Annotated in this window: 24 protein-coding genes; 15 read left to right on the top strand and 9 right to left on the bottom strand. The window is 68.4% G+C overall.

Features of this window, described 5'->3' with window-relative positions; all coding sequences use genetic code 11:
• Position 1 precedes the first annotated feature (1 nt).
• From cysS to ED92_RS09510, 5 genes are all read left to right on the top strand, one after another.
• Positions 2–1393 (top strand): cysteine--tRNA ligase, encoded by a 1392-nt coding sequence (cysS, locus tag ED92_RS09530; protein WP_037335367.1) that lies wholly within the window; start codon positions 2–4, stop codon positions 1391–1393.
• Positions 1394–1428: 35 nt separating this feature from the next.
• The gene (rlmB, locus tag ED92_RS09525) at positions 1429–2385 is read left to right on the top strand and encodes a 23S rRNA (guanosine(2251)-2'-O)-methyltransferase RlmB (protein ID WP_037335364.1); all 957 of its coding nucleotides are present in this window, start codon (positions 1429–1431) and stop codon (positions 2383–2385) included.
• Positions 2386–2470: 85 nt separating this feature from the next.
• The gene (locus tag ED92_RS09520; protein ID WP_037335361.1) at positions 2471–3904 is read left to right on the top strand and encodes an MBOAT family protein; all 1434 of its coding nucleotides are present in this window, start codon (positions 2471–2473) and stop codon (positions 3902–3904) included.
• 12 nt (positions 3905–3916) lie between these two features.
• Positions 3917–4261, top strand: coding sequence for a hypothetical protein (locus ED92_RS09515; RefSeq protein ID WP_016337706.1), 345 nt, complete (start codon positions 3917–3919; stop codon positions 4259–4261).
• Between the two features lie 9 nt (positions 4262–4270).
• Entirely contained in the window at positions 4271–4750 is a 480-nt protein-coding gene (locus tag ED92_RS09510; protein WP_037335356.1) for a hypothetical protein, read from the top strand.
• On the opposite strand, the gene ED92_RS09505 is transcribed toward ED92_RS09510, so the two are convergent.
• On the bottom strand, positions 4678–5397 hold the full coding sequence (locus tag ED92_RS09505) for an alpha/beta fold hydrolase (protein ID WP_037335353.1): 720 nt from the start codon (positions 5395–5397) through the stop codon (positions 4678–4680). The genes ED92_RS09510 and ED92_RS09505 overlap by 73 nt on opposite strands.
• Before the next feature lie 87 nt (positions 5398–5484).
• Here ED92_RS09505 and ED92_RS09500 point away from each other — a divergent pair, with 87 nt between their 5' ends.
• From ED92_RS09500 to ED92_RS09480, 5 genes are all read left to right on the top strand, one after another.
• On the top strand, positions 5485–6045 hold the full coding sequence (locus ED92_RS09500; RefSeq protein WP_037335350.1) for a TetR/AcrR family transcriptional regulator: 561 nt from the start codon (positions 5485–5487) through the stop codon (positions 6043–6045).
• Positions 6042–6647 (top strand): transglutaminase family protein, encoded by a 606-nt coding sequence (locus ED92_RS09495; RefSeq protein WP_037335347.1) that lies wholly within the window; start codon positions 6042–6044, stop codon positions 6645–6647. Before ED92_RS09500 ends, ED92_RS09495 begins: the two co-directional genes overlap by 4 nt.
• A gap of 149 nt (positions 6648–6796) precedes the next feature.
• Positions 6797–7843, top strand: coding sequence for a hypothetical protein (locus ED92_RS09490; protein WP_235213239.1), 1047 nt, complete (start codon positions 6797–6799; stop codon positions 7841–7843).
• 40 nt (positions 7844–7883) lie between these two features.
• Positions 7884–8522 (top strand): hypothetical protein, encoded by a 639-nt coding sequence (locus ED92_RS09485; RefSeq protein ID WP_037335344.1) that lies wholly within the window; start codon positions 7884–7886, stop codon positions 8520–8522.
• Between the two features lie 67 nt (positions 8523–8589).
• Positions 8590–9282, top strand: coding sequence for an HD domain-containing protein (locus ED92_RS09480; RefSeq protein ID WP_037335342.1), 693 nt, complete (start codon positions 8590–8592; stop codon positions 9280–9282).
• Positions 9283–9286: 4 nt separating this feature from the next.
• On the opposite strand, the gene ED92_RS09475 is transcribed toward ED92_RS09480, so the two are convergent.
• The 7 genes from ED92_RS09475 to ED92_RS09445 all read right to left on the bottom strand — a co-directional run bounded on the left by ED92_RS09475 (position 9287) and on the right by ED92_RS09445 (position 16000).
• Positions 9287–9883 carry a hypothetical protein gene (locus ED92_RS09475; protein WP_037335339.1) on the bottom strand — a complete coding sequence of 199 codons (597 nt, stop codon included), beginning with the start codon at positions 9881–9883 and terminating at the stop codon, positions 9287–9289.
• Positions 9884–10005: 122 nt separating this feature from the next.
• Positions 10006–10656 carry a class II aldolase/adducin family protein gene (locus ED92_RS09470; protein WP_037336285.1) on the bottom strand — a complete coding sequence of 217 codons (651 nt, stop codon included), beginning with the start codon at positions 10654–10656 and terminating at the stop codon, positions 10006–10008.
• A gap of 2 nt (positions 10657–10658) precedes the next feature.
• The gene (locus ED92_RS09465; RefSeq protein WP_037335337.1) at positions 10659–12107 is read right to left on the bottom strand and encodes an FGGY-family carbohydrate kinase; all 1449 of its coding nucleotides are present in this window, start codon (positions 12105–12107) and stop codon (positions 10659–10661) included.
• Positions 12104–13138: a 2-hydroxyacid dehydrogenase gene (locus ED92_RS09460; RefSeq protein ID WP_037335336.1), complete on the bottom strand. Its 1035-nt coding sequence runs from the start codon at positions 13136–13138 to the stop codon at positions 12104–12106. The genes ED92_RS09465 and ED92_RS09460 overlap by 4 nt, the downstream gene beginning before the upstream one ends.
• 37 nt (positions 13139–13175) lie before the next feature.
• Positions 13176–13631 (bottom strand): ribose-5-phosphate isomerase, encoded by a 456-nt coding sequence (locus ED92_RS09455; RefSeq protein WP_037335333.1) that lies wholly within the window; start codon positions 13629–13631, stop codon positions 13176–13178.
• Entirely contained in the window at positions 13632–15317 is a 1686-nt protein-coding gene (locus ED92_RS09450; protein WP_037335331.1) for a dihydroxyacetone kinase family protein, read from the bottom strand.
• Positions 15314–16000 carry an HAD family phosphatase gene (locus ED92_RS09445; protein ID WP_037335327.1) on the bottom strand — a complete coding sequence of 229 codons (687 nt, stop codon included), beginning with the start codon at positions 15998–16000 and terminating at the stop codon, positions 15314–15316. Before ED92_RS09445 ends, ED92_RS09450 begins: the two co-directional genes overlap by 4 nt.
• 77 nt (positions 16001–16077) lie before the next feature.
• Here ED92_RS09445 and ED92_RS09440 point away from each other — a divergent pair, with 77 nt between their 5' ends.
• From ED92_RS09440 to ED92_RS09425, 4 genes are all read left to right on the top strand, one after another.
• A complete protein-coding gene (locus ED92_RS09440) occupies positions 16078–16704 on the top strand; it encodes a histidine phosphatase family protein (protein ID WP_037335324.1) in 627 nt (208 codons plus the stop codon).
• On the top strand, positions 16701–17495 hold the full coding sequence (locus ED92_RS09435) for a DeoR/GlpR family DNA-binding transcription regulator (protein WP_037335321.1): 795 nt from the start codon (positions 16701–16703) through the stop codon (positions 17493–17495). Before ED92_RS09440 ends, ED92_RS09435 begins: the two co-directional genes overlap by 4 nt.
• A 136-nt stretch (positions 17496–17631) precedes the next feature.
• A complete protein-coding gene (locus ED92_RS09430; protein WP_037335319.1) occupies positions 17632–18966 on the top strand; it encodes an MFS transporter in 1335 nt (444 codons plus the stop codon).
• Positions 18963–20402 carry an FGGY-family carbohydrate kinase gene (locus ED92_RS09425; protein ID WP_037335316.1) on the top strand — a complete coding sequence of 480 codons (1440 nt, stop codon included), beginning with the start codon at positions 18963–18965 and terminating at the stop codon, positions 20400–20402. Before ED92_RS09430 ends, ED92_RS09425 begins: the two co-directional genes overlap by 4 nt.
• A 4-nt stretch (positions 20403–20406) precedes the next feature.
• Here ED92_RS09425 and ED92_RS09420 read toward each other — a convergent pair whose 3' ends face one another.
• Positions 20407–21366: a hypothetical protein gene (locus ED92_RS09420; protein ID WP_037336283.1), complete on the bottom strand. Its 960-nt coding sequence runs from the start codon at positions 21364–21366 to the stop codon at positions 20407–20409.
• A gap of 123 nt (positions 21367–21489) precedes the next feature.
• On the opposite strand from ED92_RS09420, the gene ED92_RS09415 reads away from it, so the two are divergent.
• Positions 21490–22719, top strand: coding sequence for a DUF445 domain-containing protein (locus ED92_RS09415; protein WP_037335314.1), 1230 nt, complete (start codon positions 21490–21492; stop codon positions 22717–22719).
• Positions 22720–22732 lie beyond the last annotated feature (13 nt).

Raw genomic sequence — 22732 nt, 5'->3', positions numbered from 1 at the left:
GGTGGCACTACACCTCTATGACACGGCGACCCGAAGCGTGCGGGAGTTCCATCCCGCCCGTAGCGGAACGGCGTCCATGTACGTGTGTGGTGCCACCGTGCAGGGCATCCCGCATATCGGCCACGTCCGCGGCGCGCTGAACTACGACGTCCTTCGTCGCTGGCTCGTCCACAGTGGACTCGACGTGCTGATGGTCCGCAACGTCACCGACATCGACGACAAGATCCTCACCAAGGCCGCCGCGGCGGATCGTCCCTGGTGGGAGTGGGCGGCGACGCACGAGCGCGCCTTCGAGTCGGCGTACGAGGCGCTGGGCTGCTTGCCCCCTTCGATCGCCCCTCGGGCGACCGGGCACGTCACGCAGATGGTCGAGCTGATGCAGCGGCTGATCGACGGCGGGCACGCCTACGCCTCGGGCGGCGACGTGTACTTCTCGGTCAAGGCGTTCGACGGCTACGGCGAGCTCTCCGGCCAGAAGCTCGACGAGGTCCAGCAGGGCGAGAGCCTCGGCGAGGGCAAGCGCGACCCGCGCGACTTCACACTGTGGAAGAGCGCGAAGCCGGGCGAGCCGTCGTGGCCGACGCCGTGGGGTTCCGGCCGCCCCGGCTGGCACCTCGAATGCTCGGCGATGGCGACGACGTACCTCGGCGCCGAGTTCGACATCCACGGCGGCGGCGTCGACCTGGTGTTCCCGCACCACGAGAACGAACGCGCCCAGTCGAACGCCGCGGGTGATCCGTTCGCGCGGTTCTGGCTGCACAACGCCTGGGTGACCATGTCCGGCGAGAAGATGTCGAAGTCGCTGGGCAACACGGTCTCGATCCCGGAGATGCTCAAGAACTACCGGGCACCCGAACTGCGGTATTACCTGGTCCAGCCGCATTACCGGTCGACGATCGAATACTCGGACGGAGCGCTCACGGAAGCCGCGCAGGGCTACCGCCGGATCGAGCAGTTCCTCCGCCGGACCGCGAGCGGCGCCGGCGCCGTGCCCCTCGGCGAGATCCAGGCCGGATTCGCCGCCGCCCTCGACGACGACCTGGCCACCCCGCAGGCGTTCGCCGTGCTGCACAACACGGTCCGGGACGGTAACGCGGCCCTCGACGCGGCCGACAATTCCAAGGCACTCGAAATCGCCGCCTCCGTGCGCGCGATGACCGACGTGCTCGGCCTCGACCCGCTCTCCGCGCGCTGGTCCGAGGCGGGCGGCAATGAGACGCCCACCCGGCAGGCACTGTCCGATCTCGTGGAAGGGCTGCTGACCGAACGGCAGCAGGCCCGCGCTGACAAGGACTTCGCCCGTGCGGACGCCGCGCGTGACCGCCTCCAGCAGGCGGGCATCGTGGTGGAGGACACGCCCAACGGTCCACAGTGGACCGTCAAGGACGTCTGACTCTTACCCGGTTTCTAGCTCAAGGATTCTCACTGATGGCAGGCAACTCCCGGCGCCAGGGCGCTATTCGCAAGCCCGGCACGAAGAAGGGTCAGGTCGTCGGCTCCGGCGGCCAGCGCCGGAAGGGCCTCGAAGGCAAGGGCCCGACCCCCAAGGCCGAGGACCGGCCCGGCCACAAGGCGTACCGGATGGCCAACGCGCGTGACCGCAAGGACCAGGCGCGGCAGAAGAAGGCCGACAAGCCGGAACTGATCGCCGGGCGCAACCCGGTGGTCGAGGCGCTGCGTGCCGACGTGCCCGCGACCGCGCTGTACGTGGCGATCAACATCGAGATCGACGACCGCGTCAACGAGGCCGTCCGGCTCGCCGGCGACAAGGGCATCTCGATCCTGGAGATCCCGCGCGAGGAACTGGACCGCAAGACCAACCGGGCCATGCACCAGGGTCTCGGCCTGCAGGTCCCGCCGTTCGTCTACGCCGACCCGCGCGACCTGATGGCCGTCGCGAAGGACTCCGGGCAGACCCCGCTGTTCGTCGCGCTCGACGGTGTCACCGACCCGCGCAACCTCGGCGCGGTGATCCGCTCGGCCGCCGCGTTCGGCGCGCAGGGTGTCCTCCTGCCGGAGCGGCGCAGCGCGGGCATGACCGCGGTCGCGTGGCGGACTTCCGCCGGCACCGCGGCCAAGCTGCCGATCGCCGTCGCGACCAACCTGACCCGCCAGCTGAAGGCGTGGAAGGACGAAGGCCTGATGGTCGTCGGCCTCGACGCGGACGGCTCGGTCGACATCGACGAACTGGACCTCGCGGCGGACCCGCTGGTCATCGTGCTCGGCTCCGAGGGCCGCGGCCTGTCCCGGCTGGTGCGCGAGACCTGCGACGCGACCGTCTCGATCCCGATGGCGGCCGGCGTCGAATCGCTCAACGCGTCGGTCGCGGCCGGGGTGCTGCTGGCCGAGGTGGCGCGCCGCCGTCGGCTCGCGGGACGTGTCTGACCCCGCACTTCGTCACACGGTGCGGGGTGCTCAGGCTAAGGTCACCAGCGGATAACGCGTAGACCGCCTGGGGGACCCCGCACCGATGTCGTTCATTTCACCGCTGTTCCTGTGGTACTTCATGCCGGCGGTCCTGCTCGCCGTGCTGGTGTGCCCGCGCGGCTGGCGGAACGGCATCGTCGCGGTCGGCAGCCTGATCTTCTACGCCACCGGCGCCGGGCCGTACACGCTCGTGCTGCTCGGCTGCATGGTGGTGAACTTCCTCGCCGGGCCCGCGCTGGAGCCGAACGCGTGGGATCTGCAGAACAAACGGCGTAAACGGCTGCTGCTCGGCGTCATCGGCCTCAATGTCGGCATGCTGCTGATCTGGAAGTACGCGGGGTTCGCGACCCAGCAGATCGCGGCCGTGACGCATTGGTTCGGCGGCGGCTTCCCGGTGGCCGACCTGGTCATCCCGATCGGCATCTCGTTCTACACGTTCCACCACATCTCCTACGTGGTGGACATCTACCGCGGTGAACGCCGCGCGCTGCGCGACCCGGTGTCGTTCGCCGCGTACATCGCGATGTTCCCGCAGCTGGTGGCCGGGCCGATCGTGCGGTACCGCGAGATCGCCGACCAGCTGCCGCAGCGGCGGTCGCACCGCCTCGACGACATCGCCGCCGGTTTCCCGCGGTTCGCGCTGGGGCTGTGCAAGAAGACGATCATCGCGGACTCGCTCAGCCCGATGGTGGACGCCTGCTTCAACACGCCACCGGACCAGATGACCTTTGCGATCGCCTGGCTCGGCGCGATCGGGTACACGCTGCAGCTGTTCTTCGACTTCTCCGGGTACTCCGACATGGCGATCGGGCTCGGCCGCATGCTCGGCTTCCGGCTGCCGGAGAACTTCGCGAGACCGTACTCGTCGGTGACCATCACCGAATTCTGGCGACGCTGGCACATGTCGCTGTCCCGCTGGTTCCGCGACTACGTCTACATCCCGCTGGGCGGCAACCGCACCGGCGCCGGGCACACGTACCGGAACCTGTGCATCGTCTTCGTGCTGACCGGGTTCTGGCACGGCGCGCAGTGGACGTTCCTGATCTGGGGCATCTACCACGGCGCGCTGCTGATCGTGGAACGCGCTTTCGGCTACGACGTTACCCCGAAGTCCCAGGCCGCCCGCATCGGCCGCCGCGCGCTGACGCTGGTGCTCGTCGTCTTCGGCTGGGTGTTCTTCCGCGCGAAGGACCTGCCGCACGCGCTCGGCATGATCGGGCACATGGTGCTGCCGGACTTCACCGGGCTCACCGACGTCGTCGAGAGCGCCGTGACCAACCAGCGGCTGCTCATCCTGTTGTGCGCGCTGGCGATCGTGTTCCTGCCCGCGCATCCGGTGACCGGGCCGCTGCTGGAATCGTCGCGGAGCCGCCCGGCCACGGCGCTGCGGATCGGCGTGATGACCGTCGGCCTGGTGTACGCGGCCATCCTGATCGCGACCGGGACGTTCAGCCCGTTCCTCTACTACCAGTTCTGAGGGAGCCCGAGAATGACCAACCTGGCGGCTCAGCCCGGAGTGATCCCGTACGTGGACAACCACGACGGCCCGCGCCGTCTGCTCACGGTCGACATGCGGCCCTTTCCCAGTATGAGGCTGACTTACGTACCGTTCGCGAGCATCGACGGCAGGCAGTACGTGGTCTCGTGGGGGTCGGTCATGTTCGAGATCCCCGCCGACCGGAACGTGCACGTCAGCGTCCACATGCAGACCAACTACGGGGCCGGGTCCAGTGCGACGCCGTTCGCCTCGATCGTCTTGGCGCCGCATCACGAGCCGGTCCGGCTGGCCACCCAGCTCACCAGCCAGGGCGGTTCGATCCTCCCGGTCGGCTAGCTCGGCCTCATGACCGACGGCTGGAAGCGGGATCGCGTCGGTTCGGCGCTGCGCGGCGGGAATCCGACCGTGCTACGGCGCCTGGACGCGGGTTTCGCGGTGATCGGCGATACGCAATTCCTCCCGGGCTATTGCGTCCCGCTCACCGATTCCCCCGGTGTCGGCAGGCTGAGCGATCTACCGCGGCCGCGGCGGCTGGAGTTCCTGTCGGATATGGAGATGCTCGGGGAAGCCGTCGAAAACGTCTGCGCGCGAAGGGATCCGGGCTTCCGCCGGGTGAATCTGGAGATCCTCGGCAATACGGATCCCTTCCTGCACGCGCATGTCTGGCCGCGGTACGACTGGGAACCGGCCGACGTGGTCGGACGGCCGGTCTGGCTGTATCCAGTGGAGAACTGGGCCGCTTCGCTCGGGCCTCAGCACGACTCGCTGCGATCCGAACTGACCGCTGAGATCGACAGGCTGCGGGCCGCGTCGAGTACCAGCTGAGCGAACTCCTTGCCCCGCACCATCGGCAGGTAGTGCCCCGCCTTCGGGACGTTGACCAGCCTGCCGTCGGCACACGCGTCGAGAAAGCGGCGTTCATGGCGCCTGAAGTGGTCGCGTGAGCCGTTGACGAGCCAGGTGGGCCCCGGATAGGCCGCCAGGTCCCCGAGCACGTCGAAGCCCGCGAAGGCCTCGGCGACGTCCGGGATGACCTCGGTCGCAATGCCGCCGCTGATCACCGCTTCGGCGAGTTTCGGCGGCAGGGCGCTTCGGAACTGCCATCGGCCCAGCCGTTCACCCTGGTCCGGCAGCCGCATCAGCAAGCGGTGCGCCAAGCGGAACGGGGTCTCCAGTGCCTTGCCGGGCAGGAAGGTCGAGCCCGCGACGACGAGACCCGCCACGCGCTCCGGGTACCTCGCCGCCGCCGCGATCGCGACGTAGCCACCGAGCGAGTGTCCGACCACCAGCGCGGGCTCGTCGATCGCTTCGGCGACCGCGTCCGCCGCCGCGGCCAAGGTGAACCGCTCACCTCGCCGGGTGCCGTGGCCGGGGAGATCGACCGCTTTCGCGGGATGTCCGAGCAATTGCAGTTGCTCGGACCAGGCGGCACCGCTGAGCCGGATGCCGTGGACGAAGACGACGGGGACCATGGGCTGCCTCCTGATTGCAACGCACCGTTGCGTTGCAAAGTACGCCCGATCGTCGCGCAACGCAACGATGCGTTGTATTCTCCGTCGGTGAGCACTCGGAACGGCCCTCGCAAGGCGGAGGCGATCTTCGCCGCGACTCTCGAACTCCTGGCGGAGCACGGCTACGACAAGCTCGCCATCGAAGCCGTCGCCGCCCGGTCCGGTGTCAACAAGACGACGCTGTACCGCTGGTGGCCGTCGAAGGACGCGCTCCTGGCCGCCGCGTTGCGCAATTCGGGCCTGTTCGCCGTCGACGTCCCGGACACCGGCGGCCTGCGCGGCGATCTTCTCGCCGTGGCAACGCAAATCCATCGCTTGCTGACTTCGGAGCACACCGCGCCGGTCGTCACCGCGACCCTGACCGCGGGCCCCCGGCGCCCGGAACTCGGTGACGTGGCGAGGAGTTTCTTCGCCGACCGCATGGCTCGCGAGGAGCCGATCTTCGAACGCGCCATCTCCAGAGGCGAACTGCGCGCCGGCGTCGATCCGGTCCTGGTGATGGATCTGCTGGCGGGGGCGATCTGGTTCCGCTCACTGCTGCGCGGCGGCGAAACCGGTCCGAAATTCCTCGAAGAAGTCGTCGACACAGTGCTGGGTGGTGCCGCGTGAAAATCACGCTGAAGATCGAATCCGAACGGCTCGAAGATTATCTGGCCGCCGACGCGATCGTCGATCACGATCATCCGCTGATCCGCGAAACGGCTGACAGCCTGTCACCGACCGGCGGCACCGAAGTCGACGTGATTCGTTCGATGTTTCACTTCGTACGCGACGAGATCGCCCATACGGTGGACGCCGCCGATTCCCGCGTCACCCTTATGGCCTCCGAGGTTTTGCGCGAGCGGGTCGGACTCTGCTACGCGAAGGCCCACCTGCTGGCCGCTTTGCTTCGCAGTCAAGGCATCCCGGCCGGGTTCTGTTATCAGCGGATCGGCGTCCTGCACGGGCTCAACGCCGTGTACCTCAGTGGTCCGGACCGGTGGATCCGGCTGGACCCGAGGGGCAACAAGAACGGCGCGGACGCGCACTTTCCTTTCATACGAGCGAGTCAGCCGGAAGACGAACGACTCGCCTGGACGCTGGACCCGGCGAAGGGCGAGATCGACTTCCCCACCGTGTACACCGCACCGTCTTCGGCCGTCGTCGAAACCTTGTCGTCCGCGAAGCCCGGTCCGGCGTGGTACGAAGGAATCCTTCCGCACGCTCCGTGAGTGGTTTTTCCGCGATCCGGCGAAACCTCCGATGCGAAACCGGCATCGCCGAGCGTCACATTCGTTGTTGGTCCCTTTCCCCCGATTTTCTTATTTCGACATTGTCACGATGCGCGTAGAGTAACTCCCCGCACTCGAACAGATACGCACTGCGTTCGTCCGTTCGGGTGCTGATCAAGGAGGTGACCCTCGTGCCCGCGGAAGCCGACCGGCTCCGCCGTACCCCGTTGCAAGAGATCTTCTGGACCAGGACGAGTCTTCTGCTCACCGTACTGGTCGTCGTCGCGGGCCTCAGCCTGTGGATCTCCAGCATGATGGATCCCGGCGCCGGCAAGACACTGCTCACCTCACTGGGCACCGGCACCCTGATCTCCGCGGTGGTCGGCTTCGGCCAGACCCTGATCACCGCCACCGCGTCACAACGCGCGATGGTGACCCCGGTGATCGAGGAAAGCCGACGAGCGCTGGAAGCGCTCAGCGCCGAATACCGTTCGCTCAACAAGGAATTCTTCCCCACCCACGTCTTCGAAGCGACCACCGATCCGGATCCGTTGTTCAACCGGGTCATGACCGAAGACCTCGACGTGGCCAGGCACTACTTCTTCCGCGGGTTCTCCGGCAGGCACGCCGCGGCCCGATTGTTGTTGTCCCGCACCGAAAGGAAGCTCCGCGTGGTCATCGCCGACCCACGCGACGAGGGCGCGATCGGTGGCAGGGCGCGGTATCTCCTGCGCAGCGAAGAAGCGGGCATGGACTACGAGACGATCCGGTCGCGGCTCAACGACGAGATCAGCATCGGCCTGGTCGGGCTGTTCCTGGCCCGCAGCCGGTGCTCACTGGTGGACATCACCGTCGTCGCCGACCCGCCCTTGGACCGGCTCGAAGTGTTCGACGAGAGCGTTTGGGTGACCTTGTACAGCGACATCCGCGGCGCGACCACGTTGTATCCGCGAACGCTGCGGTTCAGCGAAGGATCCTTCCTGTACAACAAGGAACGCTCCGAGTTCCTGCGCGTGTCCCAGTCGCGCTCGGGACGGCACTTCCGCATCTCCACCACGACGACGCGGGCGGATTTCCTCGCCCTGTACGAAAAGATCACCGGCTCTCCCCTGTCCGAAGAGAACTTCCTCGAACTGGAAGGGAAATTCCATGCCTTCCGGAAGGAGTTCACCACACTCGCCGAGTTGAACCCCTGACCTCTCGGCGTCGCAGAGCACTAGATTTGAGGAGCTGAAGTTGCTCACTCGCTTGTCCCCCCTCACCCAGCTCTCCGCGCTGCTCCGGACCACGGACCTGCCGCTGGCGCAGCACTGGCAGATCGTCGACGGGATCTTCCGCGACTGGACGTCGAGACCGGAGTTGCGCGACGACCTCCGGCGGCATCTGGATTCGCTGAGCCCGGACGAGGCGAGCGCGGTACTCGAGCGATCCAGGGAGACCACCACCCATTTCGCCTGGTGCCTGCTCGATTGTCCGACAGATCCTTTTTCGGTCTGGCTCCACGAGTACAAGGCGCCGGAGGACTGGCGTGAGGGGTACGCCGATTCCGTGCACAATCACAGATACCACTTCTGCACCACGATCCTCCGTGGCAACTACGTCCACGAACGTTATTCGACCCTGCGCGACCAGCTTTCCGGATTGATCACATCGGTTCGGTTACGACGTAGCACGCTGTGTCAGACCGGGTCGGTAGGCGTCATGTACGCGGACGAGTTCCATCGGATTCCCGAGGCCACCGAAGGGACTATGACGTTTTTGGTGAAATCACGCCCCGTGAGCGAGTTCAGTCTTTCCTTTGACCCGAAGACCGGGACAGGGCACCGTCACGTTCCGGTTGAGGTCCGATTGGGGGATCTCGCCGGCCGCATCTAACTACACACCGCCGTCGAAGGCGCATACCATTACTCCACCCGTCTCCTGAACGGGATCGGAGAGGTGTATGCGCGCGCGAAAGAGCACGATTCCTTCCCACACCATTGACGCCGTCGAGCAGCACGTCCGGAGACTGTGCTGGCGTTATGCGGACAAACTGCAGTTCCACGGCTGGCACCACGTGAGTTTCGTCCGGGCCAAGGCCGCGGGGTTCGCCGACCACAACGGCGCGGATCGCACCGTCGTCGAAGTGGCGGCGCTGGTGCACGATGTGAACTACATCGTGCTCCGGAACTCCCCCGCGGCCGCCGGACGAGACCTCCGGATGGACATCCTGCGGGAATGCGGGGTCGAGGAGAACGTGGGCCGATGGATCGACGAGATCATCGACGAAGCCGAAATGGCCACCAGAGGCCGCCACATCTCGCTCGAAGCTCAGGCGTTGAGCGACGCCGACACGCTGTTCAAGGCGCTGCCGGTGACGCCCGTCGTCCTCGCCCACCGCTATCTGCGGGAGAACGGGTTGAGCCTCCGCGAACTGGCGCACAAGATCGTCGGCGAACAACGCGACGTCCACGACAGCGGCTATTACTTCTACAACCCGAAAGCGGCGGAGAACTACTCCCGCTGGGCGTTGGCGAATCTCCAGTTGTGGCAGTGCATCAAGGAAGCCGTCGACGATCCGACGGTCGTCGAACTGCTCGACGCGGTGCACGCCGTGGACGCCACGGACTTTGAAGTCGAGCCCGCGGCGTCCTAGGACGTCAGTGAACGTGCCGGCGCCTCCGCCAGTACGCGAAGCAGACTGCTGCCAGCAAGGGGCCCCACAGCAGGAGCGGCACGTAGGTGAGTTCGAAGAACGCGAGTTGCCAGCCGTGCATGGCATTCGCGGGGTAGTCGGCCGGGAGCGGGTCGCCTTGGATGGTGAGCCCGGACATCCCGGTGACGAAGGCGGTGGTCCACAGAACGGTCAGGATCGTGGCGCCGAGTGCGGCGGGCAGGATCGCGGCGAGGGGCCGCACTCGGCGTCCGCCCAGCCACGGGATCCAGCGAGGGACGACCTCGCCCCAGGAGGCGATCAGTCCGATGGCGGTGAACGCCAGCAGTTCCGAGACGACGGACAGGCCGACGATGTACACCGGCCCCGGCAACCACGACGGGAGCTGGCCCGAGCCGTGCGTGGCGTCGTCGCCGATGTGGAAAACGACGGTCATGATCCGCCACACGCCGGAGGGCAGCACGACGAAGGGGATGGCGTAGGCGGCGATCCGGGCCCACCGGGGGACTCCTGGCACGGGGGCGTGCGCGTTGTGCCAGGCGGCGCGCAGTCGCCCGGGCGCGGTGGGGTGGTGGACAGTCATGCGTGCTCCTCGGACCATCGGATGCCGATCACTTGATCGGCATCCCACGATCACAGCCGCCGCTGCCCGTCGGCCTCCCTCGCCGGTTTGAACCCCGTCCGTCGCTTGGGGGAAGGTGTGGCCTAGCGCTGGCCGTAGCCGCGAAGTTTCTCCACGACGTGCTCGATCTCGTCGGGCGGGAGCAGGTTCGGCGTTCCGGCCGCGCGGGCCGTCAGCCATACCTGGCAGACCCACTCGAGCTGTTGCGCCCGGCTGTACGCCGAGCCGAGGCTGTCGCCGAAGGTGGTGGTGCCGTGGTTCGCCAGCAGGCAGCCCCGGCGACCGTCCAGCGCCTCCAGCATGGCTTTGGCGAGTTCTTCGGTGCCGTACGTCGCATAGGGCGCTACGCGGGCTGTCGGACCGATCGCGGCGAGCATGTAGTGGATCGGCGGTACCTCGATCACGAGGGTGGAGACCGCCGTGGCGTGCACGGAATGCGTGTGCACCACCGCGGAGATCGGCTTGCCGTCCGGATCCGCCGCCTGCCGGTACACCGTGAGGTGCATCGGGAGTTCGCTGGTCGGTTTGAGCGTGCCTTCGACGATTTCGCCATCCAGGCCGACCACCGGGATGTCTTCCGGCCGCAGCCCGGCGTAGTCGACCCCGGTCGGGGTCACCGCGACCAGCTCGCCCTGCCTCGCGGAGACGTTGCCGGAGGTGCCGACCACGAGCCCGTCCGTGGTCATCCGGCGGGCGAACTCGCAGACCGCCAGGCGTTCTTTGGCCAGAATCACCGTCACAACCTCCAAAGTCCGCGGGCTGCGGCCAGTGAGGCCTGATAATCGGCATAGCCCTGCTCGTAGAACCCTACGTTCTCGGGCCGGACCTCGACGACGCGCGCGCTCTCCGCCCAGAGTTCCCTGTCGACCGGCTCGCCGAGGGCGTCCGCCGCGACGATCACCGCGCCTCGCGCGCCCACCCCGGGATCGCCGGGGATCACGATGGGCCGTCCGAGAACGTCGGCGAAGATCCGGGTCCATTCGAGCGACCGGACCCCGCCGCCGCACGCGTACAACGTGCCGGTGAGCCCGGCCGCCTCGAAGCATTGCCTTGCCGCGTATGCGATCGACTCGCACAGCGCCCGGACGATGTCCCCACGTTCGCTCTCCAGGCTCAGCCCGGAGAACTGGGCCCTCGCCGAAGCATCGACGAACGGCGCCCGCTCACCGGACGCGGAGAGGAACGGAAGCGCGCGGACCCCGCCCGCGCCGGGCTCGCTCGTGTCGAGCAGCGAGCCGATCTCCTCGACCTCGATTCCGAACAGGCGGCACACCCAGTCGATCCCCGCCGTGCCGACCATCGCCGGCATCGCCCGCAGGAACTCGCCTTCTTCCGGCGTGCAGAGGAACATCCCGGCGGGCTCGCCTTCCGGATCGAACTCCGCCGAGTCCGTCAGGACCTGGCAGGCGAGGGTGGTGCCGGCGGTGAGGATGCCGTCGCCCGGCCGTCGTACACCGGCGCCGATGGCACTCGCGGGCAGGTCGAACGGCCCCGCGGTGACGGGCAGCCCGACCGGAAGGCCGAGCAGCCCGGCACCGCGTTCGTCCAAGCGGAACACGGTCTTCGGCGCCGCCGGCTCCGCGAACAGGTTCCGGCGGTGGGAGAGACCGACGGCCGCGATAGCGGCTTCGTCGTACCGCCGGGTGGCCGGGTCGAGGAACGGCAGCGAAGCGTCCGACGCGTCGACCGTGATCTCGCCGGTCAGCCGCTGGAGTACCGCGTCGACGCAGTAACCCGCGACCGCCGCCCTGTCCAGCGACTCCGGTTCATGGGTGTCCAAAAAGGACATGATGACCGCGGCGCAACCGGGGAACATTCCCGACGCGGTACGGCGGAACACTTCCCTGGTCACTCCGCCTGCCTGCCACTGGGCGAGCAACGAGTTCGCCCGGCCGTCGAGCCAGGAGATCGCCGGGCGCACGGCCTCGCCGGATTCGTCGCGCAGCCACAGCCCGTCGCCCTGACCGGTAAGGGCCAGTGCGGTGACCGGACCGTCGAGCCCGGCGGCGACCTCGCGCACCACCGTCGCCACGGTGCCCAGCACCTGATCGAGATCCTGTTCGACCAGCCCGCCCGGCAGGTGGTGCACCTCGGACGTGGTGCACGCGCTCGCCACGGACATCCCGGCCTTGTCGAAGACGACCGCCTTGGTCAGTGACGTGCCGATGTCGACGCCGATGATCATGGCCGCAGGACCTCGGGGTTCGCCAGATTGGCGAGCGCCTCCCCGCGCGCGTACCGGCCGACTTCGGCGGCGACGATGCTCGCCGCCCGCTCCGCCGTCTGCCTGCTGGCCCCGGCGAGATGCGGCGTCGCGATCACGTTCGGCGCGTCGCGCAACGCCCAGTCCGCGGGCGGGGGCTCGACGTCGTACACGTCGAGCGCTAGCGCGCCGAGCCGTCCCGAGCGCAGGGCTTCCGGCAACGGGGAGTAGTCCAGCAAGCCGCCGCGCGCGGTGTTGACCAGCACGGCGCCTTCCGGCAGCAACGCGAGCTTGGCGGCGTCGATCAGATGCCGGGTCTCCTCGGTGAGCCGGGCGTGCAGGCTCACCACGAAACTGCGGCGCAGCAGGTCGTCCAGTTCGACGAGCTCCGCGCCGTCGGCGCTGATCCTGGCCGGATCGGCGAACGGATCCGAGACCAGTACCTTCGCGCCGAACGCGACGAGCACCTTGGCCACCCGCGCACCGATCGCGCCGTACCCGACCAGGCCGACGGTGGTCCCGTCGAGTTCGAGACCGGTCTGGTCGTAGGCGTAGTAGTCGCCGCGCCAGGTGCCGCCCAGCAGTTCGGCCGAGGACGTCGAGATCCGGCGCATCGCGGCCAGGATCATCCCCACCGCGAATTCGGCGGCGGCACCGGCGTTACGGCCGGGCGCGTACGTCACCGCGACACCCGCTTCGGTGGCCGCCGCGAGATCGACGTTGACCGGGCCGCCCCGGCACACGGACACGAGTTTGAGCCCCGGCGCGGCCGCGAACACCTGCTTGGTGAAAGGCGCCATCTGGGTCACCGCGACCTCGGCTCCCGCCAAGGCCTCGATCACCTGCTCCTCGGTGCCGCTGGCCTCGTGGACGTTCGCGACCGGACCGAACGGCTCCACCGGCCACGGCAGGGTCAGTTCCGAGAATTCGTGCCCGGCGCCGATCTCGGCACGGACGGCGTCGGCCAGCAGGCCGGTGCCGACGAAATGGTCTCCCGCAGCGAGTATCCGCAACTCTGCGTCCTCTCTCCGTGCCCGTGTCGGGCCGCGTTCAGTGAGCTTGCTCGTATTCGGTGATGTGCGCGACCTTGCTCGCGCTGGCCGAGGCCGGGTCGAAACGATGGCCGACCCATTCGGCGACGATCTTCTTCGCCAGCTCCGGACCGATCGCCCGGGCGCCGAAGGTGATCACCTGGCAGTCGTTCGATTTGACCGAACGCTCGGCGGAGTACGAGTCGTGCGCGACCGTGGCCCGGACACCGGGGACCTTGTTCGCCGAGATCGCCATGCCGATCCCGGTCCCGCAGACCAGGACTCCGCGATCCGCCTCGCCCCGTGCGATCGTCTCCGCCGCCGCCAGGCCGAGCAGTGGGTACGCCTTGTCGTCGGACCCGTCCGCCACGCCGAGGTCCGTGACCTCGTCCACCCGGTCGTCGGCGAGGAGCAGGTCACGCAACTGGTCCTTGAGTGCCACCCCGGCGTTGTCCGCCGCCACCACGATCCGCATTCAGTCTTCCTTTCCGAGAGCCTGGCCGACCGCGGTGACGAGCAGCGCGAACGACGTGGCCCCGGGATCGGGGTGCCCTTCGCTCCGCCGCGCCAACCGCGCCGCCCGGCCTTTGACGGGCAGCAGGTCCGCCGTGGCCTCCGCAGCGCTCACCGCGACCTGGGCCGCCTTCTGCCAGGCCTGCGGGACGTCGGCGCCCACCTCGGCCTGTTCGCGCAACGCCAGCCGGAACGGCTCGATGGCGTCGAGCATGGTCTTCTCGCCGGGCTCGGCCTTACCCAGTTCGACGAACGCCTTCACCGCGCCGTCCACCGCGCTCGCGAGCGTTTCCGTGGTGACTTCTTCGGCCGCCAGGCCACGCAGTCCCGCGCCGGTCTCGGCGAGCAGGACGCCGTACAGCGCGCCGGACGCACCTCCCGCCGCGTCGGCGAACGCCGTCCCGGCGGCCAGGAGCGCGGTGGACAGCGAGTCTCCGTCGCGCCGAGCGGCGGACACCGCGGCCCGCATACCCCTGGTCATCCCCAGCCCGTGATCACCGTCGGCCGCGACCGCGTCCAACCGGCCGAGCTCGGCTTCATTGGCCTCGATGTCACGCAGGGCCGCGGTCAACGCGCGATCCACGATGCCCTGGCCCGGCTCGGCCTCCGCCAGCAGAGCGTCCACTGTGGACTCCAGCGGTACCTGCGCCAGCGCGGCACCGGTGCTCCGGTAGCCGGGGGTGTCGCAGGGGGCCGCGTAGAGCTCGGCGAGTTCGTCGTCGAGGACCAGGATCGACAGCGAGACACCCGCCATGTCGAGCGAAGTGACGAACTCGCCGACCTCGGTGTGCGACGGGCTGAGCCCCGCCGCGGCGAGCCGCTCGTGCACCCGGGTGTAGGTCGCGAACATCTCCTCGTATTTGGTGCGGCCCAGCCCGTTCAGCAGGACCACCACGCGTCCGTCGCCGGTGGGCAGTTCCGGGAGGAGACCGTCGACCAATTCGTCGGCCAGCTCCCGTGCGCTCAGCCTGCCGACCGTGCGGACACCGGGCTCGCCGTGGATGCCGAGCCCCAGCTCCATCTCGCTCTCGCCGACGGTGAACAGCGGAGCGGACGCGCCGGGCAGAGTGCAACCGCCGAACGCCACGCCGAAGGTCCGGGTGTTCGCGTTCGCCTTCTCCGCCACCGCGTGCACGGCGGCCAGATCGTCACCGCGTTCGGCGGCGGCGCCCGCGATCTTGAAGACCAGGAAGTCGCCCGCGACACCGCGACGCCTTTCCGGCGCGTCGGCGGGACCACTGGCGATGTCGTCGGTGACCAGGATCGTCCGGCTCTCGATGCCCTCCGCGGCCAGCCTGCGCGCCGCCAGTCCGAAATGCAGCACGTCGCCCTGGTAGTTGCCGTAGCCGAAGAGCACGCCGGCTCCGCTCTCCGCGGCCCGCGCGGTGCGATAGACCTGCTCGGCGCTCGGGCTGGTGAACACGTCGCCCACGACGGCTCCGTCGGCCAGACCGGGACCGACCAGCCCGGCGAACGCGGGATAGTGCCCGCAGCCGCCGCCGATCACCACCGCGACCTTGGGTTCGGTTTCTTCCCGGCGCAGCACGCCATAGGCGCCGGGAACCTTGCGCACCGAACGCCCGTAGGCCGTGACGAACCCGTCCAGCCAATCGCGTTTGAACGTCTCCGCGGCGCCCAGGACCGTCATCGCCCGCTCGCTTCCGCGAATTCACCGGACAGGTACGCGAGCAGCTTGCGGCGGACGTCGTCGTTGTTCTCCGCGACCTCGGCGGCCAGCTCCAGCGCGTCCGGCTTCGGCGGGTACACCGGATTCGGCAACGCGATCACGGTGAGCCCGGCCGCGGCGGCGGCACGGATGCCGTTGCTGGAGTCTTCGACGCCAAGGCATTCCTCACCGGACCGGCCGAGCCTGGCCGCGGCTTCGAGATAGACGTCCGGGCTCGGTTTGCCCCTGGCGACCTCGGCGCTGGAGACGGTCGCGGCGAACTCGCCGGTGAGCCCGTGTTTGGAGAGCACCGCGTCGATCACCCGGCGGGCGGCCGACGACGCCAGCGCGACCGGCACCTTCGCGCTCACCTCGCGGACCATCTCCCCGGCGCCCGGCAGGAGGGGCGCCTCGCCCGCCTCGATCGCGGCGATCATGCCGTCCACGACGGCACGCTCGACCTCGGCCGCGCTTTCCGGGGTGCCGGACCGCTTCGCGAGATACGCGGCCCACTCGGGCGCGCTCATCCCCTGCACGGACGCGGTGTCCTCGGCGGTCCATTCGGTGCGGTGCCGGGCGGCGTACGCCACCCAGTTCTCCTCCCAAAGGTGTTCACTGTCGACGAGGACACCGTCCAGGTCGAACACCACCGCGGCGAGTGCCATCCGGCATCTCCTTTCACATCGATGCTGTTAAGTTAACATCGATATTGTGATCTGGGCAAGCTTCGAGGAGGGATCGCGTGGTCGCACGGTTGTTATTGGCGCGGCACGGCCAGACGGAATGGCATGCCGAGAACCGGTACGCGGGCAGCAGTGACGTCGCGCTGACCGAGGAAGGGTTACGGCAGGCGGACAAGCTCGCCGGGTTCGCCGCCGTGGCCAAGCCGTCTGCCGTGTTCTGCTCGCCGCAGAGCCGGGCACGGCGCACCGCGGAGCCGTCCGCCAAGGCGTTGAGCCTGCCTTTACGGGTGGTCGAGGAGCTGCACGAAGTCCACTTCGGACTGATGGAGGGGCGCACCAGGGCCGAGCTGGCGGAGACGGATCCCGCTGCGGTGGCGAGGTTTCTCGCCGATCCCGTGAGCGGCGCGTTCCCCGGTTCGGAGCCGCCCGCGGACGCGGCTGCCCGCGGCGCCGTCGCCTTGCGCGGGATCGCCGCCGAGGTACCGGGCGAGACCGTGCTGGTCGTCGCGCACAACACCTTGATCAGGCTGACGTTGTGCGCGCTGCTCGGCATCCCGCTCGAGAACTACCGCACCGTGTTCCCGCGGCTGGACAACGCGGCCGTCACGGAGATAGAGATCGACGGCACGCGCACCGGCCTGCTGCGCCTCAATCAACCCGCCCGCACGCGATACTGGACGACATGAGCGATGAGAAGACGGCCGGTGCGAGCGCGCACTCTCGTAACACGCGTCAGCAGCTGATCACCGAACACGTCTTCACAGCCGGCTCCGCGAGCATCGCCGACCTGGTGGAACTCACCGGCGTCAGCACCATGACGGTGCACCGCGACGTCGACGAACTGGCGCGGCGCGGCCTGCTCCGGAAGTACCGGGGCGGCGTGTCGGCGATGCCGTCGACGGTGTTCGAAAGCAACGCCGACTACCGGATGAACGTGCATTCGGAAGAGAAGATGGCCATCGCCGCGCACGCGCTCGCGCGCGTCGAGCCGGGGATGTCGATCCTGCTCGACGACTCGACGAGCGCGCTCGCGCTGGCGAAGATGCTGCACCGCGTCACCCCGCTGACCGTCGCGACGAACTACCTCGGCGCCATCGAACTGCTCAAAGGCGTTCCCGACCTGCGGCTCATCTGTATCGGCGGCGACTACTCCGCGACCCACGACTCGTTCCTCGGCATGCAGAGCCTGGAGGCGATCGAGCGGATCAACGTCGACGCGACCTTCGTTTCGACGTCGGCGATGAACACTCGGATGACGTTCCATCAGGAACCGGAGATCGTGATGCTGAAGCGCGCGATGCTGGCCAGCGCCCGGACGAAGGTGCTGCTGATGGATCACAGCAAGACCGAACGCGCGGCGCTGCACCGGCTGGCGCCGTTGAGCGACTTCGACGTGCTGATCGTCGACGACGGAGTGGAAGAGCACCTGGTCGAGGAGATGCGGAGCCAGGTGGAAGTGGACCTCGCGGAGCTCTGAGGCGCACGCCTGTCGCGACCTGAAGTACGTGACAGCCGGGCGCGCGAGGCTAACACGAAAATCCACCGATGTAACATCTTGAAAGTTAATTTAACACGATCCATGATACGCTGAACACGACGTCATGGAGGCGTGCATGAACCAGGTAACACCGCCGTTATCGCGATCCGGGAGCGGGTTCGCCCGCGTACTGAACCGTTGGGGCCTGCCCGCCCCGCTGTTCCTCGGCTACGCCGGGCTGCTGCTGTTCATGATCGGCGACGGGGTCGAGTCGGGCTTCATCGCGCCGTTCATGGCGGACAACGGCGCGGGCACCGAGATCAAGGCTTCGTACGTGATCACCGTGTACGGCGTCGCCGTGATGCTGGCGTCGTGGTTGTCGGGCGCGCTGTCGGATCTGTGGGGCCCGCGTCGCGTGATGATGATCGGCCTGGCCATCTGGCTGGTGTTCGACGTGCTGTTCCTCGCGGTCGCGGTGTCGGGTGAGAACTACCCGTTGATGCTGGTGTTCTACGGTCTGCGCGGGTTCGGCTATCCGATGTTCGCGTTCGGTTTCCTGGTCTGGATCACCGCGGTGGCGCCGGTCGCCAGGCTCGGCGCGGCGGTGGGCTGGTTCTACTTCGCCTTCACCGGCGGGCTTCCGACGCTGGGCGCGTTGGTCGCGAGCTTCACGAACCCGGTACTGGGCCAGTACGGAACGCTGTGGGTGTCGGTGGCGCTGCTCGCGCTCGGCGGATTGCTCGCGATCTTCGGTGTCCGCCAACGGACCGGGTACACCCGGCTCGCGCCGCCGGACGTGAAACCGGTGCAAAGCCTGGTTTCCAGCGTGTCGATCGCGTGGAAGAAGCCCCGCGTCGGCGTCGGGATGCTCGTCCGCGTCATCAACACCGCGCCCGAATTCGGGATGCTGGTGTTCTTCCCGACGATCTTCATCGAGGAGATCGGGTTCGGGGAGAGCCGCTGGCTCCTCCTGGTCTCGGTCATCTACGGCACGAACATCTTCTTCAACCTGATCTTCGGCGTGCTGAGCGACCGGATCGGCTGGCGCACCACGATCTTCTGGTTCGGCGCGATCGGCTGCGCCGTCTCGATCCTGTTGCTCTACTTCGTCCCGATCGCCATGGGCGCCGAGTACTACTGGCTCGCGCTGCTCGTCGGCGCGCTGTACGGCGCCACGCTCGCCGGGTTCGTGCCGATCTCGGCGCTGCTCCCCTCGCTCGCCCCGGAGAACAAGGGCGGCGCGATGGCCCTGCTGAACCTGGGCGCGGGCGCGGCGGCGTTCGTCGGGCCGGCGATCGTCAGCGTGTTCCTCGGCCCGCTGGGCGCGGCCGGCGTGGTGATCGTCTTCGCCGCGCTGTATCTGGTCGCGGCGGTCATGGTGCGCTACCTGAAGCTGCCCGATGAGACGGCGAAGGCGATCGAAGAGGACAAGAGTCTGCAAGAAGTCGGAGAGAAGGTCGTCACCACGTGAACCAACCCGTCACGATCGGCATCGACGTCGCCACCGCGGGGGTCCGAGCCCTCGCGGTGCGCGGCGGCACTGTCCTCGCTTCGGCCGCCGGGCCGCTGCCCGCGCCGGTCCGCGACGGCCGCGGACACAGCGAGCAGGACGCCCGGTCCTGGTGGCCGGCGGTGAAGTCGGTGCTGGCGAAGGTCACCGGCGAGCTACCGGGCAGGGGCGGCGAGGTCGCCGCGGTGGCCATCGCCGCGACGTCGGGGACGATCGTCGGGGTCGACGCGTCCGGTGCGCCGGTCACCCCCGCGCTGATGTACGACGACAGGCGCGGGGCGGAGCTCAACCGCGAGGCCACCGCGCTCGGCGCGGATCGCTGGCGGCGGCTCGGTTTCGGCGTGTCCGCCACGGCCGCGCTCGGCCGGATCGCCTGGCTGGCCGGGCACGTCCCCGACGTCGCCGGGATCCGCCACACCCCCGATCTGATCGCCGCGGAGCTCACCGGCGGGCCGGTGGCGGCCGACTGGTCGCATGCCTTGAAGAGCGGTTACGACCCGCTCGCCCTCGAATGGCCCGCCGAGGTCTTCGAGGCACTGGGCGTGCCCGCGAGCCTGCTCCCCTCGGTGGTCGCGCCGGCCACCGTGCTGGGCGAGGTGGCCCGTCCGGTCGCCGGACTCCCGGCCGGCTGCCCGGTCGTGTCCGGGATGACCGACGGTTGCGCGGGCCAGCTCGCGGCCGGCGCGGTCGCTCCCGGGAGCTTCGTCGGGATCCTCGGCACGACGTACGTGCTCAAGGGAGTCACCGAAGAACTGGTGCCGGATCCGACGGGGGCGATGTACAGCCACCGTCATCCGGACGGCTGGTGGCTGCCCGGTGGCGCGTCCAACACCGGCGGCGAGGCCGTCGCCGGGCAGGATCGCCTTTCCGAACTCGACGCGGCCGCGGCCGAACTGGGTCCGGCGAAGGTGGTCGCGTATCCGTTGCGGCGCAAGGGCGAACGCTTCCCGTTCGCCAGCCCGGACGCGGAGGGCTTCGTGTCGGGTCAAGCGGACGAGGTGGAGCTGCACCGGGCCAGGCTGGAGGGGGTCGCCTTCCTCGAACGGCTGGCGTTGGACCACCTGCGCCGCCTCGGTGTCACGGTCACCGATCCGCTGCTGGCGGCGGGCGGCGGCAGCAGAAGTCCTTTGTGGACACGGATCAGGGCGACCGCCAGCGGCCTCGGCCTGCGGGTGTCGCCCCAGGCGGAATCGGGTTACGGCGCCGCGCTGCTCGCCGCGGCGGGAGTCCTGCCGGGCGGGCTCACCGAGGCATCCGAGGGGCTCGGCGGGGGAACGCTGGTGGAGCCCGACGAGCGCGAAAGTGCCGCGCTCGCCGAGTCGTACCAGCGATTCTGCGCCGAGCTACACACCAGGGGCTGGATCGACGACGAGTTGTTCGCCGTCGTCCGGCGTTAAAAGATCAGGAAGGGCGTGGGCCGTTGGATTTGGTGGGAGCGGGCTTCGGCGCGGCCTCCGGTTTGGGTGCCTCGGCGGCATCGGGGGCGGGAGCCAGCAGCCGGATGGCCTCCTGGACGGCGACGTCCGTGGCGGAGAGCCGATCGGCGACCTTCGACCGGAGTTCCAGCGCGAGCTTCCGGGCCTGCTGGGCTTCGGCCTGCTGAGTCTTCGCGTCGGTGAGAGCCTCCGCGACCTGCTCCTGCTTCGCGGCGATGTCCTCCGCCGAAGACTTCTCCGACTTGGCGATCTTCTCCGCGGAGATCCGCTCGGCCTCGGCACGTTTGGCCGCCGACACCCGATCGGCTTCCGCGATCTTGTCCGCGGACGCCTTCTCGGCCTCCGCGCGGCGAGCCGCCGAAGCCTCCTCGGCCTTCTTGTCCGCGGCGGCGCGGGCACGGACGCTCTCCACGTCCAGTTCCTTGCGCTTCTGCGCCGCCTCGGAGTTCAGCCGCTCGATCTCCGCCTTGGCGTCGGCGAGCAGCTTTTCCCGCTCGGCCTGCGCGTCCTTGGCCGCCTTCTCGATCGCGCGCTGCGTCTCGTGGGCGTACTTGTCCGCTTCGGCCCGGGTCGACTTGGCGTCGGCTTCCGCGGCGGCCTTGAGGTCGGCGATCTCCTCCTCGGCGAGCTGCATCATCATGCGGACGCGTTCGGCCATCGCGCCGGCACCGGACGGGCTCGAACTCATCCGCACGAGCGCGGCCTTGGTCTCGTCCAGTTCCTTCTGGGCGTGGCCGAGCGCCTTGGTGAGTTCACCGGCGGTCGCCACGGCCTCGTCGCGGCTGCGTGACGTCTGCTTGAGTTCGGTCGCCAGCTCGGCGAGGCGCTCGTCGACCTGACGCTTGTCGTAACCGCGGACAGAGCCCGCGAACGGGGACGATTTCGCTGAGGGCGCCTGAGGCGCCGTCTTCTCAGGAGCGACCATGGCGGCCACCTTAATGAGCTGGCACCCGTCGGGCAGTACCGCCAAACGGCTGCACTCGGCGTACGGCGGACCGATCACATGGCATCCTGCATTGTTGACAGGTCGTAAGCAGCGGAGGCCCGGTTGGACATCTCGGCGATCCTCGAAGACATCCGCGAGCACTGGCACGTCTACGCCACGATGCCCTTCATCGCCGCGCTCATCGGGTACATCACGAAACGCGTCGCCATCGAGATGATGTTCCGGCCGCTGGAGTTCGTCGGGATCAAACCGTTCCTCGGCTGGCAGGGGGTCATCCCGGCCAACTCGCGCCGGATGGCGACCACCGCCGTCGACCTGCTGACCAAGAACCTCGTCGATCCGCAGGAGATCTTCTCCCGGCTCGATCCCGAGGAAATGGTCAAGGAACTCGAAGAGCCGCTTCTCAAGGCCGTCGAGGACGTCACCCGCGAGGTGATGGAGCAGTATCAGCCCAGACTGTGGGAACTGCTGCCGACCCGGGCGCAGCGCATGCTGGTCGATCAGGTCCGCGCGCAGGCGCCGAAGGTCGTCGCGCGGCTGATGCGCGAGGTGTCGACGAATATCGACGAGGTCCTCGACGTCAACGAGATGCTGATCAACTCGATGGTCCGCGACAAATCGCTGACCTGCCGCCTGATCAAGGAGGTCGCGACCCCGGAGCTCCGCTTCATCGCCCGGTCCGGCATCTGGTTCGGCTTCGTCATCGGCCTGATCCAGTTCGTCGCGTGGGCGCTGACGAAACAACCGCTGATCATGCCGATCTTCGGTTTCGTCACCGGGTTCGTCACCGACTGGCTGGCGCTGAAGATGATCTTCTACCCGCGCGAGCCCCGCCGGTTCCTGTTCTTCAGCTGGCAGGGCATGTTTCAGAAACGCCGCCAGGCGGTGGCCAAGGACTACGGCGCGCTGATCGCCGACGAGGTCCTCACCGTGCGGAACGTGATGGAGGCCGTGCTCACCGGGCCCAAATCGGACAAACTGTTCGCGATGATCACCCGCGAGGTACAGCGGACCATCGACGCGCAGGCGAGCATCGCGAAACCGTTGGTGGCGCTGACTGTCGGCGGGGTCCAGTACCAGGAGATGAAGAAGGCCGCGGCGGAAAAGGCGATCGCCTATCTCCCCGAAACGGTGAAACACGTGGAGAGCTACGCCACTGACGCGCTCGACGTCCGCAACACCATCGTCACGAAGATGCAGCAGCTGACCCCGCTCGAGTTCGAGGGGATCCTCCGTCCCGCCTTCCAGCAGGACGAATGGAAGCTGATCGCGGTCGGCGCGGTGATCGGCGGGCTCGTGGGTGAACTTCAGGTCCTGTTACTCCTCCATTGAGGACCGGCGGCTA

The organism is Amycolatopsis sp. MJM2582, assembly GCF_000754115.1.
Classification (GTDB): Bacteria; Actinomycetota; Actinomycetes; order Mycobacteriales; family Pseudonocardiaceae; genus Amycolatopsis; species Amycolatopsis japonica.
This window is presented reverse-complemented; position numbering and strand designations above follow the sequence as displayed.